The organism is Frateuria edaphi (genome assembly GCF_021117405.1).
GTDB lineage: Bacteria > Pseudomonadota > Gammaproteobacteria > Xanthomonadales > Rhodanobacteraceae > Frateuria_A > Frateuria_A edaphi.
The window spans coordinates 68,871-84,539 of record NZ_CP088251.1; the positions used below are offsets into that span (position 1 = coordinate 68,871).

Annotated in this window: 12 protein-coding genes and 1 riboswitch; of the genes, 5 read left to right on the top strand and 7 right to left on the bottom strand. The window is 68.4% G+C overall.

Going from position 1 to position 15,669, the window contains the following annotated elements; genetic code table 11:
• Window positions 1-39: 39 nt before the first annotated feature.
• Together LQ772_RS00370 and LQ772_RS00375 are read right to left on the bottom strand one after the other, a co-directional pair.
• Window positions 40-264 (bottom strand): hypothetical protein, encoded by a 225-nt coding sequence (locus LQ772_RS00370; RefSeq protein ID WP_231322936.1) that lies wholly within the window; start codon window positions 262-264, stop codon window positions 40-42.
• A gap of 12 nt (window positions 265-276) precedes the next feature.
• The gene (locus tag LQ772_RS00375) at window positions 277-2,691 is read right to left on the bottom strand and encodes a ribonucleoside-diphosphate reductase subunit alpha (RefSeq protein WP_231322938.1); all 2,415 of its coding nucleotides are present in this window, start codon (window positions 2,689-2,691) and stop codon (window positions 277-279) included.
• A 243-nt stretch (window positions 2,692-2,934) separates the two neighbouring features.
• A riboswitch (cobalamin riboswitch) is annotated at window positions 2,935-3,149 on the bottom strand.
• 266 nt (window positions 3,150-3,415) lie between these two features.
• Here LQ772_RS00375 and LQ772_RS00380 point away from each other — a divergent pair.
• Both LQ772_RS00380 and LQ772_RS00385 read left to right on the top strand, forming a co-directional pair.
• The gene (locus LQ772_RS00380; protein WP_231322939.1) at window positions 3,416-4,432 is read left to right on the top strand and encodes an SDR family oxidoreductase; all 1,017 of its coding nucleotides are present in this window, start codon (window positions 3,416-3,418) and stop codon (window positions 4,430-4,432) included.
• Between the two features lie 4 nt (window positions 4,433-4,436).
• On the top strand, window positions 4,437-4,904 hold the full coding sequence (locus LQ772_RS00385) for a DUF421 domain-containing protein (protein WP_231322941.1): 468 nt from the start codon (window positions 4,437-4,439) through the stop codon (window positions 4,902-4,904).
• Window positions 4,905-4,985: 81 nt separating this feature from the next.
• On the opposite strand, the gene LQ772_RS00390 is transcribed toward LQ772_RS00385, so the two are convergent.
• The 4 genes from LQ772_RS00390 to LQ772_RS00405 form a co-directional block, all read right to left on the bottom strand.
• Window positions 4,986-5,402: a hemerythrin domain-containing protein gene (locus LQ772_RS00390; RefSeq protein WP_231322943.1), complete on the bottom strand. Its 417-nt coding sequence runs from the start codon at window positions 5,400-5,402 to the stop codon at window positions 4,986-4,988.
• Entirely contained in the window at window positions 5,399-7,222 is a 1,824-nt protein-coding gene (locus LQ772_RS00395; RefSeq protein WP_231322945.1) for a putative bifunctional diguanylate cyclase/phosphodiesterase, read from the bottom strand. Before LQ772_RS00395 ends, LQ772_RS00390 begins: the two co-directional genes overlap by 4 nt.
• A gap of 144 nt (window positions 7,223-7,366) precedes the next feature.
• The gene (gene zapE, locus LQ772_RS00400) at window positions 7,367-8,473 is read right to left on the bottom strand and encodes a cell division protein ZapE (RefSeq protein WP_231322947.1); all 1,107 of its coding nucleotides are present in this window, start codon (window positions 8,471-8,473) and stop codon (window positions 7,367-7,369) included.
• A 112-nt stretch (window positions 8,474-8,585) separates the two neighbouring features.
• A complete protein-coding gene (locus LQ772_RS00405) occupies window positions 8,586-9,275 on the bottom strand; it encodes an alpha/beta hydrolase (protein ID WP_231322949.1) in 690 nt (229 codons plus the stop codon).
• A 54-nt stretch (window positions 9,276-9,329) separates the two neighbouring features.
• Between LQ772_RS00405 and LQ772_RS00410 the strand changes: the two genes are divergently transcribed.
• Complete coding sequence (locus LQ772_RS00410) at window positions 9,330-9,953, top strand: acyl carrier protein phosphodiesterase (protein ID WP_231322951.1); 624 nt, start codon at window positions 9,330-9,332, stop codon at window positions 9,951-9,953.
• A 108-nt stretch (window positions 9,954-10,061) separates the two neighbouring features.
• On the opposite strand, the gene LQ772_RS00415 is transcribed toward LQ772_RS00410, so the two are convergent.
• Complete coding sequence (locus LQ772_RS00415; protein WP_231322953.1) at window positions 10,062-10,583, bottom strand: c-type cytochrome; 522 nt, start codon at window positions 10,581-10,583, stop codon at window positions 10,062-10,064.
• Window positions 10,584-10,897: 314 nt separating this feature from the next.
• On the opposite strand from LQ772_RS00415, the gene LQ772_RS00420 reads away from it, so the two are divergent.
• Together LQ772_RS00420 and LQ772_RS00425 are read left to right on the top strand one after the other, a co-directional pair.
• Window positions 10,898-12,121, top strand: coding sequence for an efflux RND transporter periplasmic adaptor subunit (locus LQ772_RS00420; RefSeq protein WP_231322955.1), 1,224 nt, complete (start codon window positions 10,898-10,900; stop codon window positions 12,119-12,121).
• A 183-nt stretch (window positions 12,122-12,304) separates the two neighbouring features.
• The gene (locus tag LQ772_RS00425; protein ID WP_231322957.1) at window positions 12,305-15,547 is read left to right on the top strand and encodes an efflux RND transporter permease subunit; all 3,243 of its coding nucleotides are present in this window, start codon (window positions 12,305-12,307) and stop codon (window positions 15,545-15,547) included.
• Window positions 15,548-15,669: the final 122 nt, after the last annotated feature.

Here is a 15,669-nt window from a genome sequence, read left to right on the forward strand (position 1 = left end):
ACCCTCTGCCCCACCCCTCTCCCGGCCGGCGAGGGGCCTTCACGCGCCGGAATCGTATTTGTCGTGGACGAACTTGCTGATGTAGCTGGCCAAGCCCTCGCCGGCTTCCGCCAGGATCTGCATGTTCCGCACATGCTCCGCCCCGGCATTGGCCGCCGAGTACCGGTAGTCCTTGCCGTTGACGAACCACACCTGGATCCAGCCCGCGCCCAGCTCGTACCCCATGACGCCCGAATGGCCATCGAGATTGCGATAAGGCTGCATGCGCGTTTCCCATCACTGGCAGGCCTCGCAATACTCCGGATTCTCCAGTGAACAGAACACCGCTGCGTTCGCCTCGCCCTGGCTTGGCGCGGCGACGGTCGTCTTGGCGATCTTCGTCGCCGGCCGCGAGCGCAGGTAATACGTGGTCTTGATGCCCGCCTTCCAGGCGTACATGTACATCGAGGAAAGCTGCCCGATGTTCGGGTTCTCCATGAACAGGTTCAGCGACTGGCTCTGGTCGATGTACGCGCCGCGCGCGGCGGCCAGGTCGATCAACGCCTTCTGCGGCAGCTCCCACACGGTGCGGTAGACCTGGCGCAGGCGTTCGGGGATCACCGCGATGCCCTGGATGGAACCGTCGGCCAGCTTGATCGCATCGCGCACCTCGGTCGTCCACAGGCCCAGCGTCTTCAATTCCTCGACCAGGTAACGGTTGACCACCAGGAAATCGCCCGAGAGCGTTTCGCGCTTGAACAGGTTGGACACCTGCGGCTCGATGCACTCGTAGCAGCCGGCGATCGAGGCGATCGTGGCGGTGGGCGCGATCGCGATCAGCAGCGAGTTGCGCAGGCCGCTGTTTCTGACGCGTTCGCGCAATGCGCTCCAGCGCGCCTCATCGTGCGGCGCGGCCTGCGGCCAGTAGTCGAACTGCAGCTCGCCGCGCGCGGCGCGGGTCTCGCCGAAGCCCGGATGCGCGCCGCCCTGTTCGGCCAGCTCGCAGGACTGCTCCAGCGCCTGGAAGTAGATCTCTTCGGCGATGCGTGTGGACAGGGCGAGCGCCTCGGCCGAGTCGAACGGCAGGCGCAACTGGAACAACACGTCCTGCAGGCCCATGACGCCCAGGCCCACCGGACGCCATTTCCGGTTGGCGCTCTTCGCGCTGGCGATCGGATAGAAGTTGAGGTCGATCACCCGGTCCAGCTGGCGCACTGCCGTACGCACGGTGGTGGCCAGGCGCCCGAAGTCGAACGTGCCCTCCGCGATGTGACGCGAGAGATTGATCGAGCCCAGGTTGCACACTGCTGTCTCGCCCGCGCCGGTGACCTCCAGGATCTCGGTGCACAGGTTGGACAAATGGATCACGTTGTCCGCCTCGGCCGTCTGGTTGCCGGTGGCGTTGCACCGATCCTTGAAGGTCATCCAGCCGTTGCCGGTCTGCGCCAGGGTGCGCAGCATGCGCGCGTAGAGCTCGCGCGCCTTGATCGTCCTGGCGGCGAGACCGGCGGCCTCGGCCTCGCGGTAGGCGTGCTCGAAAGCCACGCCCCACAGGTCGACCAGCTGCGGCACGGCCTTCGGGTCGAACAGCGACCAGTCGCCGTCGGCTTCGACCCGTCGCATGAATTCGTCCGGGATCCAGTTGGCCAGGTTGAGGTTGTGCGTGCGCCGCGCCTCGTCGCCGGTGTTGTCGCGCAGCTCCAGGAACTCCTCGATGTCGGCATGCCAGGGCTCCACGTACACGCAACACGCGCCTTTGCGCTTGCCGCCCTGGTTGACCGCGGCGACGGAGGCGTCGAGCGTCTTCAACCAGGGCACCAGGCCGTTGGAGTGGCCGTTGGTGCCGCGGATCAGCGAGCCGCGCGAACGCACGCGCGTGAACGAGAGGCCGATGCCACCGGCGAACTTGGACAACTTGGCCACGTCCGTGTACTTGTCATAGATCGCCTCCAGCGAGTCGGCCGGCGAGTCGAGCAGAAAGCAGGAGGAGAGCTGCTCGTGCGCGGTGCCGGCGTTGAACAGCGTCGGCGAGCTGGGGATGTAGTCGAGCGCGGAAAACAGGCGGTAGAGCTCCAGCGCCTCGCCCACGTCGTTGCCGCCGAGCGCGCAAGCGATCCGCATGAAGAAATGCTGCGGCGTCTCGATGACCTTGCGCATCTGCGGGTGTCGCAGCAGGTAGCGGTCGTACACGGTGCGCAGGCCGAAGTATTCGAAGCGGCGCGTGGCCACCGGGTCGATCGCGTCATTCAACTTGCGCGCATGCGCGGCGACGAAGTCGCGCAGCCGTGCGTTGAGCAGGCCCAGCTCCGCACCGCGTGCGATCGACTGCGAAAAGCTCTGGATCTCCTGCCCGCGCACTTCCTTGTCGATGTAGGCGCCGAGCAGCCGCGCGGCAAGCTGGCCGTATTCGGGCTCCTCCGCGGTGAGCGCGGCGGCGGTGCGGATCGAGAGCTGGTCCAGCTCCGCCGTGCTGGCGCCGTCGTACAGGCCGCCGATGGTCTTGAGCGCCACGCGCAGCGGATCGACCGCGTGCAGGCCGTCGGCGTTGCGTGTCACCGCGCGCACGATCTTGTTGACGTCCACGCTTTCGGTGGCGCCGTTGCGCTTGGTCACGCGCATTTGCGCGGGGCTGTGCGGCGGGGTCAGGGCAAAGCCGTCGTCGACGGACGGCGCGGCCGTGCTTTCGCGGGAAGCGGTATCGAGGGTGTCCATGCGGATCTCCGGGAGGGAAGCCGCCGCGCCGGTACGGAGGAGAACGCACCGACGCGACGGTTCCGAAAACGTCAAACGCCTGCTCCCGCGCGCAGGGCCTGAGGGCTCGCTTCCGATGGACGGCACGCCCCACGCGGGCGCCAGAACGCCCGCATGCAACGCGCCTCCCCGCGGAAGCGGTCACCCGCGCCGGGCCGCATCAGGGTCGGACGGGCGCGTCTCATGCGACGCGACCGCCGGCCCCTGGGGCCCGGCGTGCCGGCAGGTCTTCGGACTTCGCGGACGCGGGTCGGTCGACCCACCTACTTGCCCTCGCTTCCCAGGCGCTGCGGCCCAGTGCATGTGAGGACGTTCGTTTCCGCTTACCGCTGCGGGGCAGTTCCGGATTTACACCGGATTCCCTTTTAAGCCCGACCGACAGTCGCGTCTGGACGGGCACCGACGGGGCACAACATATCGGGGCTTTGGATGCCGGTCAACCCAAGATTTCGTGTTTGGCGGCCGTGGGCAGCGCGCATCCCCTTTGACACCTCCCCGTGACCGGAAGAAGGGCCGAAGTTGCACGGCGCCTTCTCTTACGCCTTGCCCTGCGCGTGCAGGGAAGGCCGGCAGGCGGATGGGGCGCTAGCGGCACCCGGGTTCCGGCGCAACGCTGCGCTCACTTGTCCGCCACGGCGCGCTGCCTATCGTCGCGGGCCATACCCAGCCACAGCGGGAGCGGATGATGGCCACGACGAAGACCGCCAAAGGCGGCAACGGCACCGGCAAGGCGGTAGCGAAAGAACGCCAGGTGCAATCGCGCATCGACGCCAAGGACAAACAGAAGCAGGCATCGAAACCGGCAAGCAAGAGCGCCGCGAAGAAACAGCCCGGCCAGACCAGCACCCGCGCCAAACCGCGCCCGCCGTTGCCCGAGCAACACCTGAGCAAGCCGGGCAAGGAAGCGAAGCTCAAGCCGCGCCCGCAATTCCAGGCGCCCGACTACCGCGGCAGCGGCAAGCTCCAGGACATGGCGGCGATCATCACCGGCGCCGACTCGGGCATCGGCCGCGCCGTGGCCGTGTTGTTCGCGCGCGAGGGTGCGGACGTGGCGGTGGTGTACCTGTCCGAGGACGAGGACGCGCGCGAGACCATGCGCCACGTTGAGAAGGAAGGTCGCCGCTGCCTGCTGATCCGCGGCGACGTGAAGGACCCGGACTTCTGCGAACAGGCCGTGCAGCAGACGGTGGACGAGTTCGGCCGTCTGGACGTCCTGGTCAACAACGCCGCCTTCCAGGAACATGCCGACGCGCTGGAAGACATCACCGAGGAGCATTTCGACCTCACCATGCGCACCAATATCTATGGCTATTTCCACATGGCCAAGGCCGCGCTCCCGCACCTGCGCGAGGGCAGCTCGATCATCAACACCGGCTCGGAAACCGGGCTGTTCGGCAACGCGCACCTGCTCGACTACTCCGCGACCAAGGGCGCGATCCACGCCTTCACCATGTCGCTGGCAAGCAATCTGGTGTCGCGCGGCATCCGCGTGAACGCGGTGGCGCCGGGGCCGGTGTGGACACCGCTCAATCCAGCCGACAAGCCAGCCAGGCAGGTCGCCAAGTTCGGCCAGCAGAATCCATGGGGCCGGCCGGCGCAGCCGGAGGAACTCTCGCCCGCATACGTGTTCCTGGCCGCGCCGAGCTGCTCCAGCTACATCAGCGGCGCGATCCTGCCCGTGATGGGCGGCTCGACGGGCTGACGCCATGCATCTCCTGGACCCGTGGTGGGTCTACGCGCTGCGCGGCGCGGGCGTCTATCTGGGCCTGCTGGTCCTGCTGCGACTCCTGGGCAAGCGCTCGTTCGGCGAGATGACCACGTTCGACATCGTGGTGCTCATGCTGGTCGGCGGCACCCTGCGCACGGCGATCATCGGCGACGACAAGAAACCGTTGGCGGCGATCATCGGCGTGCTGGCGATCTTCCTGCTCGACAAGGGCATCGCCTGGACCTGCGCGCGCTGGCCCCGCCTGGACCGATTGGTCGAGGGCAAGGCCAGCCTGCTGGCGCGCGATGGCCAGGTCATCGACGGCGCGCTGCGCAAGCACGACATGTCGGAGGCAGCGTTCCGCCGCGCGCTGCGTGAACAGGGACTGCGCGACGCGGGCGACGTGGCCGAGGTGCGGCTGGAGGCCAATGGCAAGATCAGCGTGCTGAAGGCGCCGAAGCGCTGACGCCATCGTCTGACCGGATACTGCACGCAGGAGATTTCGGCCCACCACCTGATCCCGGCGGCGGGGGCGGTGGCCCGTAGCTCACGCCTGCGTGGGCGGCAATCCGGTCGGCTCGCAATGCGCCTCGTAGGCCGGATACAACTGGTTCTCCTCGCGGCCGATGCGTTGCTTCAGCACTGCCAGCAACTGCCCCAGGCTGCGCGAGAAAGCCTCCGGATCGGCATTGCCCTCGTGGTAGGCGTCGAAGAACGCCAGCAGCGCGGGCGTCAGCTGCTGCATCTCCCCAACGTAGCGGCGGGCCAGGGTGGAGGTGGATGGGTGCGCTTGCAGGGCCGGGTAGAGCCGGCTGTCTTCCAGGGCCAGGTGCGCGACCATTGCCTGCCTCGCCTTGCGCAGCCGCTCGCGTCCCTCGGGACCGGCCAGGCCCACGCCTTGCAGTTCGTCGAGCAGGATGTACAGCTGCGCATGCTGGTCGCGCAGGATGTCGGTCAACCTCACGGAGCGCCCTCGCCATCGACCTGGTGCCAGTCGGCCGAGCGCTGGAGCCAGGGTGGCACGGCGGTGGCCGGCAAGGGGCGCGAGACGTGGAAGCCCTGCACCTCGTCGCAGGCCATGCGGCGCACGGTCTCGTAGATGCGCCGGTTCTCCACGCCCTCGACCACCACGCGGAAACCCAAGTCGTGCGCGAGTGCAGCGGTCGAGCGCACGATCGCCGCGTCATGCCGGCTGGCGTCCATCGCGCGCACGAAGGACTGGTCGATCTTCAGGCAGGTCGCGGGCATCTGCCGCAGCGAGGCGAGGTTGCTGTAGCCAGTGCCGAAATCGTCGATGGCGATGCCGGTGCCCAATTCGCGCACCGCGTCCAGGTGGCGCCGCGTGGCGTCGCTGTGCGCCAGCAGCGTGCTTTCGGTGAACTCCAGTTCCAGCACGCGCGGATCGACGCCGTGGCGGTTCGCCACGTCCTGCAGGCGCGTGACCAGGTCGGCGTCGAAATCGGCATTGGAAATGTTGAGCGACAGGCCGACGTCGCAGCCGGTCCGGCGCCAGGCGGCCAGTTGGGCGACGCCGTGGTCGAGCACCCAGCCGGTCAGCGAGCGCATCAGCCCGGCGCGCTCGGCCAGCGGCACGAACTGGCTCGGCGGCACCTCGCCCAGGGTCGGATGGCGCCAGCGCGCGAGCGCTTCCAGCGCGACGCAACGGCCGTCACTCAGGCGCACGCGCGGCTGGTAGTGCAGATAGAGCTCGGTGCGCTCGGTCAGGGCGGCCGCAAGCTCGGTGACCAGGAAGAACTCCTGCCGGTGCCGTTCGTCCTGGCTGCGCTCGTACAGCGCCCAGCCGCGCGGACTGCGCTGCGCGGCGTACGAGGCGCTCATCACCTGGCGCAACGGATCGGCGCCGTCGAGCTGGCGCACGTCCAGGTCGAGCAGGCCGACACCCGGCTGCAACGTGAGCGGGATATCCAGGCAATTGAACGGCGTGCGCAGGCGGGCTACCAGCGCGTCCAACTGGCTCGTTTCCAGCGGCTGGTCGCCGTCCGGCAGCACGGCGGCGAAGCGGGTGACGCCGACCTGGAAAAGGTTGGTGCGCGCCGGCATCCAGTCCTGCACGCGCGCAGCCACCGCGCGCATCAGCTCGTCCGCGTATGCAAAGCCCATCGCGCGCACGAAGGCATTGAAGCGCTCCACCGGGGCCACTTCGATGGCGATCAGCCAGGCGCGCTGCACGCCATTCTTGTGGCGGTTGCGCAGGTCCTCGAAGAAGGCGCTGCGATGCGGCAGCTGGGTGACCGGGTCGGTGCGGCCCAGATAGCTGCCCAGCACCACGCCGGCGCCGGCCAGACGCGCGGCGTCGCGCAGCGCGGCCAGTCCCGCCTCGTCCAGGCCGCTGCGTGGCGCGTGGTCCATCACGCACAGCGCACCGACGTGGCGGCCGCTCAGGGTGAACACCGGTTCGCAGGCGAAGAACCGCAAGCTGGCCGGCGAGGGGCCGGTGAGCGGCGGCGTGTCGCGGTAGCGCGCATCGGCGGCGATGTCGGGCAGCACCTGGCCAGCGCCGCGGCGCGCGGCCTCCAGGTAGAGCGGATGCAGCACATGGGGGGCGTGCGGGCCGGCATCGTGGCTGTACCAGTACGCGCTGCCGCTATCGAGCACCAGGGCGACCATCGCCACGCCGAGCGAAGCAGCAGCCAGATGGGCGACGGCATCGAAGCCGGGCACGGTGTAATGGTCGGTCGTGGCCAACGGGTCTGCCCCGTCGCCAGGAGCGGTGTCCCTGTCCATGAACGTCGCTTCCAGCGCGTGCTCCATGGTCGTATGCATGGCGTTCTCCCTCCGGCCGACCAGGTGGGAACCGCTTGTAACCCTTCGGCCAGAGTACTTCGGCCGCGTCGGCAGCCGCAATGCGAAAAATGGGAAAGTGCGAAGACTGCCGCGCGAGGTGGCGCGGCCTACTGCGGGTCAGGCCTATTCGGGCCGGTGCGGTAGCGCCAGGTACTCCTCGCTCTGCATCTCGATCAGCCGCGATTCGGTGCGGCTGAATTCGGCGCGATGCCGCTCGCCGTCGTACAGCTCGGTGATCGGTGCGGCGGCCGAAAGCACCAGCTTGACGAGGCGGTCGTAGAACTCGTCCACCATGAGCACGAACCGCCGCGCGGCGTCCTCGCTGTACACGGAAAACTGCGGCACGTTGGAGACGATCACGGTGGGCACCCGGCGCGCCAGCGCGATGTAGTCGGAGACGGCGCGCGGGCCCTCACACAAAGCGTCGAAGTCGAACCACAGCACGCCCGGCGCCTGCCGGCGCACCGGAATCGGCCGGCCGTTGATTTCCAGCGTCCCGCCGTCCTGCCCGTCGCCCTGCGACTGGCTGGCGAAGACGCGCGCGAGTGCGCGCTCGGCCTCGGCGCCGGGCGGGGTGAGGTAGACCGGCGCCTGGGTCAGCGCGCGCAATCGCCAGTCGTGCGGCGACACCATTTCCACCACCCGGCAGTACTTTTCGATCAGCGCGATGGCCGGCAGGAAGCGGGCGCGCTGCAGGCCGTCCCGATAGAGGTTCTTCGGCGGCGTGTTGGAGGTGGTGACCAGCGCCACGCCGCGGCGGAACAGCGCATCGAGCAGGTTGGCCAGGATCATCGCATCGCCGATGTCGTTGACCAGGAATTCGTCCAGGCACAGCACGCGGCAGCGGGCGGCCAGGCGTTCGGCCACGTCCTCGAGCGGGTCGGCTCGTTCGCCGAGCTCGCGCAAGTGCGCGTGCACCTCGCCCATGAAGCGGTGGTAGTGCCGCCGCAGCGCCGCGCCATGCGGGAGGCTGGCGGCGAACAGGTCCATCAGGAAAGTCTTGCCGCGGCCGACGTTGCCCCACAGGTACAGGCCCGGCACCGGCGCGCGCTCGTCGTCGCCGAACAGCGATTTCAGCCGTCCAAACAGGCCGCCGTCCTCCGCTGGGGAACACAGCGCCGCGTGCATGCGATCGAACTCCGGCAATACGGCAAGCTGCGCCGGATCGGCTTCCCAGCGGTGCGCGACGACGCCTTCGTGGTAACGGGCGGAGGGGGTGAGGGTGGTCATCGAGCGGGATTCGGCATGGCGGGTCTTCCGACGGTTCGCCAGGGGAGGTTGGAAAAGGGTCGGGGTGCGCGCGAAAACTCCCCTCCGTCAAAAGAGGAGGAGCGGTACCGGCTCATCCGTTGCGCGGCGGCGGCAGCCACGGCTGCACCGCATGCTTGACCGCGCCACGCAAGTCCATCAGCCGGCGGTGGAAGAAGTGGCTGGTCTCCGGCATGCGCACCACTTCCGGCTCGACCGGCAGGCTGTCGATCCAGTCGAACACCGCCTGCGGCTCGACCACTTCGTCGGCCTCGCCCTGCACGATCAGCCAGGGGCACTGCGGCGGCTCGATCCCGGTCAGCGCGAAACGCCCCGCCGGCGGCGCGATGCTCACCAGCGCGGCGGCACCCAGGCGCACCGCGTTGCGGATCGTCACGTAGCTGCCGAAGGAAAACCCGGCCAGCCACAGTACGTCGTCCGGACGCACGCGGCGTACCCAGGCGGCCACCGCGGCCAGGTCCTCGCTCTCGCCGTTGCCCTCGTCGTAACTGCCTTCGGAAGCGCCGGTGCCGCGGAAGTTGAAACGCACCGTATCGAGCCCCGACTCGCGCAGGCTGCGCTCGACCATCGTCACGACCTTGTTGTGCATGGTGCCGCCCTGCACGGGGTTGGGATGGCAGATCACGGCCACGCCGCGGCGCGCTTCCCCCGGCGCGGCGACGTCGCTGATCGCCTCCAGCTTGCCGACGGGGCCGTCGAGCGCGAAGCTCGCCTCTTCGGTCGGGAACGCGGCGGGATTGTCGGGAACGGTGGTGGGTGTCATGCGCACAATGATAACCGTCGCGGCCGTGCACCGGCCGTGGTGCCGGGTGATGGCATGAACCACCTGGCCCATGCGCTGCTCGCCGGTCCCGACGAGGGCCGGATCCTGGGCGGAGTGCTCGGCGACTTCGTGCGCGGCGCACCGGATGCCGCGTTGCCGACAGGCGTGCGCGAGGGCATTGCGCTGCACCGGGCGATCGATGGTTATACCGACCGCCACCCCGAGGTGCTGGCGGCGCGCGCGTTGTTCGAACCGCCGTACCGGCGCTATGCCGGCATCGCGCTGGACATGTGGTTCGACCATCTGCTGGCGCGTGACTTCGCGCGCTGGTCGCCGTCGCCGTTGCCGGCCTTCTCGACCGACCTGCGTGAGCTGTTGCGCCGGCAGGACGCGCTGTTGCCGGCCACCGCGCGGCGCTTCGCGCAATACATGCGGGCCAACGACCTGCCGGCCGCGTATGCCGAGCCGGCGGTGCTGGATCGCGCGCTTGCCGGCATCGGGCAGCGCCTGCAGCGCGACAACCCGTTGGGGCGGATGCTGCCCGTGCTGCAGGAAATGGATGCGCCGCTGCAGGCGCGCTTCGATGCGTTCTTCCCGCAACTGCAGCGCTTCGCCCATGCGTGGAGCCCGGGCTTCAGCCCACCTGCAACACCCGGCGAAACCGCGCCGGGGGGCTGAAGCCCCACCCTGCACATCGGAGGGCCCGTCATCCCGACGCCTGTAGCGAACGAAAAAACGCCGCCCGGTGGGCGGCGTTTCAACGAAGCTTTTTATGTCAGGCCGGGCTTACTTGGCTTGACTGACAATCCACTTGACCGTGTTGCCCACTTGCTCGTCGGTGAGCGAGGGCATGCCGCCCTTGGGCGGCATGAAGTTGCCGTCCGGGCCGTGGTAGCCCTCGATCGCGTGCTTGACCAGGGTGTCGATGCCCTGCGCGATGCGCGGTGCCCAGGCGGCCTTGTCGCCCAGCTTGGGCGCGCCGGCCACGCCAGCGGTGTGGCAGCTGTGGCAGAGACCTTCGTAGACCGTCTTGCCGTCGGTGCTGCCGCCGAAGGCAACCTGCGACGCGGCGGCCTTGGCGGCCTCTTCCTGCGCGGCCAGCATGGCGGCGCGGCCGGTATCGCCCGCGTACGCCGCGCCGGCGGGCGCCAGGCGCTCGGCGACCTTCTGCGCCGCGTGCGGGTTGGTTTCCTTCGCCGCGTGGGAGTAGATGCTGTAGGCCATGATCAGCAACACCAGCGCCAGTACGTGCAGACCGGCGATCAGCCAGCTGAACTGGCGGATGAAGCTCTGGTCCGATTTGGTCATGGAACCGCTCACGCAAGTAACTCCAGGTAATCAGTGGACGTGCCGGCAGGCCTCGGGGCCGGCCGGCGCGGGGCAGACAAGTCGCCGATTATAGATCAAAGCGCGCGCCAAGGTTCAGGCCATGCTGCGCGCGGCGCGACTGCGGCAAAGCGCCGCCGTCCCTGCCGTTGGTAACGTGTCATCGGTCATGGGGCACCCCTGTCAACTGGCATTGTCCAAGGCCGTTGCTGTAACCCTATGCTTTTCACAGGGTCGGCTTCGGCTGCGCGCGGCGCAGCGTGAAGGGCCGACAACCATTCTGGGAGCTTTATCCAATGTCGCGTTTTTGGAAGATCGCGCTGGTCCTCGTGGTGGTGCTGGTGCTGGCCGTGGTCGGCCTGCGCCTGATGCACAAGCCGGGCGGCCAGCCAGGGCAGGCCAACGCCCAGGGCCAGGGAGAGGAAGGCAAGCAACCGCCGGTGCCGGTCACCGTGGTGCCGGTGGCGCGCCAGGACGTGCCGGTGTACCTGACCGCGCTGGGAACGGTGCAGGCGCTCAATACCGTGGCGATCAGCCCACAGGTGAGCGGCCGCCTGATCAGCCTCGAATTCGCCGAGGGCCAGCCGGTGAAGAAGGGCCAGGTGCTGGCGCAGATCGACCCGCGCACCTTCCAGGCCACCTATGACCAGGCCACGGCACGGCTGCACCAGGACCAGGCGCAGCTCGCCACCGCCAAGGCGAACTATTCGCGCAGCCAGGAACTGGGTCCCAAGGGCTACATCGCCAAGCAGGATCTGGACGCGCTGCGCAACACCGTGCGCCAGCTGGAGGCGACGCTCGCCTCCGACCAGGCGCAGATCCGCGACGCCGAGGTGCAGCTGGGCTATACGAAAGTGGTTTCGCCGATCGACGGCCTGGCCGGCATCCGTGGCGTGGACCCCGGCAACGTGGTGACCACCACCAGCACGATCGTCACGCTGACCCAGCTGCACCCGATCAACGTGATGTTCAACCTGCCCGAGCAGAATCTCGACATGGTCCGCCAGGCGGCGATGGGCGAGGGCGAGCTGTCGGTCGCGGCGCTTGCCCGCGACGACGCGCACGTGATTGCCGACGGCGGCGTGCTCAAGGTGATCGACAACCAGATCGACGCCAGCACCGGCACCTTCCGGCTCAAGTCGGAATTCCCCAACCAGAAGAACGAACTGTGGCCCGGCCAGTTCGTCAACGTGCGACTGAAGGTGCGCACGGTCGGCGGCGGCCTGGTGATCCCGGCGCAGGCGGTGCAGCGCGGCCCCGACGGCGACTATGTCTATCTGCTGCAGAAGGACGACACGGTCAAGATGCAGCCGGTGCAGGTGGCGCAGGAAGTGGGCGACAGCGCGGTGATGATCGCCAGCGGCCTGACCGAAGGCCAGCGCGTGGTCACCGAAGGCCAGTTCCGGCTCAAGCCGGGCAGCAAGGTCAACCCGCTCAAGCCGGGCGAGGTGCCGCCGGCGCCGACCAAGGAAGAGCTTGAGAAGGCGAAGAAGGGCGGCGGCGGTCGCCGCGGTCACTGATGACAGAAGGCAGCCCCGGGCCGAAAGTCCGGGGCGCCGCAAAAATGGTCGTTCGCCCTGAGCGCAGGCCGCAGGCCGAAGCCGAAGGGCAGCCCTTCGACGCCGCCGCGCGACGTTCAGGGCAAACGGCGGTCGGGTTGCGATCCACGCGCGCCTTCACCTGATAGACAGACCGGACAACCCATGGGCTTTTCCACCCTCTTCATCCGCCGGCCGATCGCCACCTCGCTGCTGATGGTCGCGGTGCTGCTGCTGGGCGTGCTCGGCTACCGCCAACTGCCGGTCTCCGCGCTGCCGGAAATCGACGCGCCCAGCCTGGTGGTGACCACGCAATACCCGGGTGCTAGCGCAACCACCATGGCGGCGCTTGTGACCACGCCGCTCGAACGCCAGCTCGGCCAGATTTCCGGCCTGTCGATGATGAGCTCCGATTCCTCCGCGGGGCTGTCCACGATCATCCTGCAGTTCAACATGGACCGGGACATCGATATCGCCGCGCAGGACGTGCAGGCGGCGATCAGTTCGGCCAAGGGCACGCTGCCGAACAACCTGCCCTACCCGCCGGTCTACAACCGCGTGAATCCGGCCGACGCGCCGATCCTCACGCTGATGCTCACTTCCGACAGCCGCCAGCTGCGCGAGGTGAATGACCTGGCCGATTCGATCATCGCCCAGAAGCTTTCGCAGGTGCAGGGCGTGGGCCTGGTGTCGATCGCCGGCAACGTGCGCCCGGCCGTGCGGGTGCAAGTCAATCCTTCGCAGCTGTCCAACCTGGGCCTCACGCTGGAAGACGTGCGCGCCTCGCTGCAGGCGGCCAACGTCAATGCGCCCAAGGGCACGTTGAACGGCGCCACGCAGAGCTATTCGATCGGCACCAATGACCAGCTCAGCGATGCGGCCGCCTACGGGCAGACCATCATCAGCTACAAGGACGGCGCGCCGGTCCGGCTGAAGGACGTCGCGCGCGTGGTCGACGGCGTGGAAAACGACCAGCTCGCCGCCTGGGCCAACGGCAAGCCGGCGGTGCTGCTGGACATCCGCCGGCAGCCGGGCGCGAATATCGTGCAGACGGTGGAGCAGATCCGTGCCGTGCTGCCCTCGCTGCAGGCGGTGCTGCCGGCCGATGTGCACCTGGACGTGTTCGCCGACCGCACGGTCACCATCCGCGCCTCGGTGCACGACGTGGAGTTCACCCTGATCCTCACCGTGTGCCTGGTGGTGGGTGTGATCTTCGTGTTCCTGCGCCGCCTGTGGGCCACGATCATCCCCTCGATCGCCGTGCCGCTGTCGCTGATGGGCACCTTCGGCGTGATGGCCTTCACCGGCATGTCGCTGGACAACCTCTCGCTGATGGCGCTGACCGTGGCCACCGGCTTCGTGGTCGACGATGCGATCGTGATGATCGAGAACATCGTGCGCTACATCGAGCAGGGCAAGAGCGGCAAGGAGGCCGCGGAAATCGGCGCCAAGGAAATCGGCTTCACGGTGCTGTCGCTGACCGTTTCGCTGATCGCGGTGTTCCTGCCGTTGCTGCTGATGCCCGGCGTCACCGGTCGCCTGTTCCACGAGTTCGCCTGGGTGCTGACCATCGCGGTCGCGATCTCGATGCTGGTGTCGCTGACGCTGACGCCGATGATGTGCGCGTATCTCCTCAAGCCCGACCAGCTTCCGGAGGGCGACGATGCGCACGAGCGCCACGCCGCCGCCGGCAAGCGCGGCGTGTGGCTGCGCACGGTCGACTTCTACGGCCGCACGCTGGACTGGGTGCTCGACCATCGCCGCCTGACCATCGTGGTCGCGGCGGCCACCGTGGTGCTGACGGTCATCCTCTACGTGGTGATTCCCAAGGGCCTGCTGCCCGAGCAGGACACCGGCCTGGTCACCGGCGTGGTGCAGGCCGACGAGAACGTGGCCTTCCCGCAGATGGAGCAGCGCACCAAGGCCGTGGCCGAGGCGCTGCGCGCTGACCCGGCCGTGTCCGGCGTTGCTGCCTTCATCGGCGCAGGCACCATCAATCCCACGCTCAACCAGGGCCAGCTCTCGATCGTGCTCAAGGACCGCGGCGACCGCGGCGGCCTGGACGAGGTGATGCCGCGACTGCAGCAGACGGTCGCCAACATCCCGGGCGTGGCGCTGTACCTCAAACCCGTGCAGGACGTGACGCTGGATAGCCGCGTGGCCTCCACCGAGTACCAGTACTCGCTCTCGGAGGTGAACTCGGCGGACCTGGCCAAGCGTGCGGAGCAGATGACCCAGGCGCTGCGCCAGCGGCCCGAGCTGGCCGACGTGGACAACAACCTGGCCAACCGGGGCAACGCGCTCAAGCTCACCATCGACCGCGAGAAGGCCAGCCGCCTGGGCGTGCCGGTGCAGACCATCGACGACACGCTGTACGACGCCTTTGGCCAGCGCCAGATCTCGACGATCTTCACCCAGTTGAACCAGTACCGCGTGGTGCTGGAGGTGGCGCCGGAGTTCCGTTCCAGCCGCGACCTGCTCAACAAGCTGACCGTGCGCGGCAATGGTTCGGGCGCGTTGACCGGCTCCAACGCGACCAGCTTCGGCCAGCTGACGTCCGCCAATTCGGCGACCCCCTCGGGCATCGGCAACACCGGCAATGTCGGCTTCCAGATCGGTGGGGGCGGCACCATCCCGATCGCCTCGCTGGCCACCGCCGAGGTCACCAGCGCGCCACTGGTAGTGAGCCACCAGCAGCAGCTGCCGGCGGTGACGGTTTCCTTCAACCTGGCGCAGGGCTATTCGCTGTCCGAGGCGGTCGATGCGATCCACGAGGTCGAGGCGCAGCTGGACTTCCCGCCGCAGGTGCGCGGCCAGTTCATCGGCAAGGCGGCCGAGTTCAACGCGTCGATCGGCGACGAGGTCCTGCTGCTGCTGGCGGCGATCGTGGTGATCTACATCGTGCTGGGCGTGCTCTACGAGAGCTACATCCACCCGCTGACGATCATTTCGACGCTGCCGCCAGCCGGCGTGGGCGCGCTGCTTGCGCTGATCCTGTGCGGCATGAGCCTGTCGGTGGACGGCATCGTGGGCATCGTGCTCCTGATCGGCATCGTCAAGAAGAACGCGATCATGATGATCGACTTCGCGATCGAGGCGCAGCGCGACGGATTGAACGCGCGCGACGCGATCCGCCGCGCGTGCCTGTTGCGCTTCCGTCCGATCATGATGACGACCGCCGCGGCGATGCTCGGTGCGTTGCCGTTGGCGCTGGGCAACGGTATCGGTGCCGAGTTGCGCCGGCCGCTGGGCGTGTCGATCGTCGGCGGCCTGCTGCTGTCGCAGTTGGTCACGCTCTACACCACGCCTGTGATCTACCTGTACATGGAGCGCTTCTCCGACTGGCTGCGCCTGCGCCGCGAACGCCGCGCGCTGGCGCGCGCCGAGGCCGACGCCCGCGCCGTGTGACGCTCTTAGCTCCCTCTCCCTTGCGGGGGAGGGTTGGGTGAGGGGTCGGGGCTCGCGGGGATGCTCCTGCATGAGCCCTGCCTTGCTTGTCGTTCTCGCGGCACGTCGGTGATTTGGCTCGC

Excerpts from the sequence above, each read along its gene's own strand:
- LQ772_RS00375 (WP_231322938.1), bottom strand. The coding sequence starts at position 2,691 with ATGGACACCCTCGATACCGCTTCCCGCGAAAGCACGGCCGCGCCGTCC.
- zapE (WP_231322947.1), bottom strand. The coding sequence starts at position 8,473 with ATGACCACCCTCACCCCCTCCGCCCGTTACCACGAAGGCGTCGTCGCG.
- LQ772_RS00425 (WP_231322957.1), top strand. The coding sequence starts at position 12,305 with ATGGGCTTTTCCACCCTCTTCATCCGCCGGCCGATCGCCACCTCGCTG.
- LQ772_RS00405 (WP_231322949.1), bottom strand. The coding sequence starts at position 9,275 with ATGACACCCACCACCGTTCCCGACAATCCCGCCGCGTTCCCGACCGAA.
- LQ772_RS00410 (WP_231322951.1), top strand. The coding sequence starts at position 9,330 with ATGAACCACCTGGCCCATGCGCTGCTCGCCGGTCCCGACGAGGGCCGG.
- LQ772_RS00370 (WP_231322936.1), bottom strand. The coding sequence starts at position 264 with ATGCAGCCTTATCGCAATCTCGATGGCCATTCGGGCGTCATGGGGTAC.
- LQ772_RS00385 (WP_231322941.1), top strand. The coding sequence starts at position 4,437 with ATGCATCTCCTGGACCCGTGGTGGGTCTACGCGCTGCGCGGCGCGGGC.
- LQ772_RS00415 (WP_231322953.1), bottom strand. The coding sequence starts at position 10,583 with ATGACCAAATCGGACCAGAGCTTCATCCGCCAGTTCAGCTGGCTGATC.
- LQ772_RS00420 (WP_231322955.1), top strand. The coding sequence starts at position 10,898 with ATGTCGCGTTTTTGGAAGATCGCGCTGGTCCTCGTGGTGGTGCTGGTG.
- LQ772_RS00395 (WP_231322945.1), bottom strand. The coding sequence starts at position 7,222 with ATGCATACGACCATGGAGCACGCGCTGGAAGCGACGTTCATGGACAGG.
- LQ772_RS00380 (WP_231322939.1), top strand. The coding sequence starts at position 3,416 with ATGGCCACGACGAAGACCGCCAAAGGCGGCAACGGCACCGGCAAGGCG.